We start from the raw sequence: 1,386 nt of genomic DNA, 5'->3' as shown, positions 1-1,386 counted from the left end.
ATCCACGGCGAAGTCCCCATGCCCGAACAACGCTGAATCTCTGACGCGGACACGGTCAGCAGGACCGATCCACCTCATTGTGTTAGCCGTTGTTAATAAGAACGACAGGGGTGTCCGTAGGGATGAGTGCCTTTCTGGTGAAGTGGACGACGTCCCAGCCCCGACCGAAGAATCCGTCGGCCATTCCAGGAAAACTCCTGTTCATGGCATGCACGTGGAGGGTCTTGTGGGCCTCATACTTGTAGTCTTCGACGTCCGTCATGAGGGCCCACATCTCGTCGACCTCGGCGTCGGTGACGGATCTGCCTCGACGGATTCGAGCGCTGCCCGCACGGGAGTTTAACTCGCATCAGTTGGTTCTTGTCGTTTGCGAATCGGGCGAGATATAGGCGCGGGACCGTGAACCTCTTCTCACCTGACGGGTGGTTGGGCCGACGCCCCGGCGGCGGGCATGAAGAACGTTCCTGGTGTACGGGTTCACGACCAAGATCACCAGTCCGCCAGGAGCTTTCGCGTGCTTGTCTACCCGTCCGGCATTCTGTCCAGCCGCACTCTGAGGCATCTCTCCGGTCTTCTCGCAGGTCACCGCCGTCGGATCGGTTCACGCTGGCGTCGCCTGACCTGTGGCCGGCAGGCCCTGCTCGTCCTGGCCCACCTTCGCTGGGGCGACACCTACGCCCGTCTTGCCGCAGGCTTTCGCATCGGGATCGCCACGGCCTACCGCTACATACGCGAGGCCGTCAACCTACTGGCCGCTCTCGCGCCCACGCTGGAACAGGCCATGACTACCCGTCCGCAAGAAGGCGTACGTGATCCTCGACGACACCGTGGTGCCGATCGCCGCATCGCCGCCGACCGGCCGTACTACTCGGGGAAGAAGAGGCACCACGGGATGAACGTGCAAGTCCTCGCCGATCCCGCCGGCCGCCTGATCTGGGCCTCGGACGCATTGCCGGGAGCCACGCACGACCTGACCGCGGCGCGGGTCCACGGCATTCCCGCCGCCCTCGCCGAAAACGACATCAAGTGTTGGGCCGATAAGGCGTATCAGGGTGCCGGCCCTGCGATCCGTGTCAAGCACCTGCGCGGCTGGCCCCGACGTCACAACCGCGATCACACCAAGATCCGCAGCCTCGGCGAACGCGCCATGGCCATCCTTAAGTCCTGGCGGCTCCTGCGGAAACGCCACTGCAGCACCACCCGGATCACCGCCGTCGTCCGAGCCGTCGTCGCCCTCGAACCCGCCACCTGATCAAGATGGAAAAGACTCACTGAGGGTCCAGGCAGGCCGGGCCGATCTTGTTGAAGCGGTGGATGAGATCACGCACGGTGTCCTCGTCAGCGGCCACGAGCTGGGCGATGACCGGCACCCGGTTCCCGCCGGCC

At 64.4% G+C, this 1,386-nt stretch carries 2 pseudogenes; one reads left to right on the top strand and one right to left on the bottom strand.

The window, feature by feature from the left end:
- The first annotated feature begins 514 nt into the window (after positions 1-514).
- A pseudogene (locus ABT025_RS39435) lies at positions 515-1,252 on the top strand (transposase family protein).
- A 19-nt stretch (positions 1,253-1,271) separates the two neighbouring features.
- Here ABT025_RS39435 and ABT025_RS39430 read toward each other — a convergent pair.
- Positions 1,272-1,386, bottom strand: a pseudogene (locus tag ABT025_RS39430) (helix-turn-helix domain-containing protein); the annotation flags it as partial.

Source organism: Streptomyces sp. NPDC002809 (genome assembly GCF_040295435.1).
Classification (GTDB): domain Bacteria; phylum Actinomycetota; class Actinomycetes; order Streptomycetales; family Streptomycetaceae; genus Streptomyces.
Note: the sequence above shows the minus strand (reverse complement) of the source record. Positions and strands in the feature narration are given on the sequence as shown.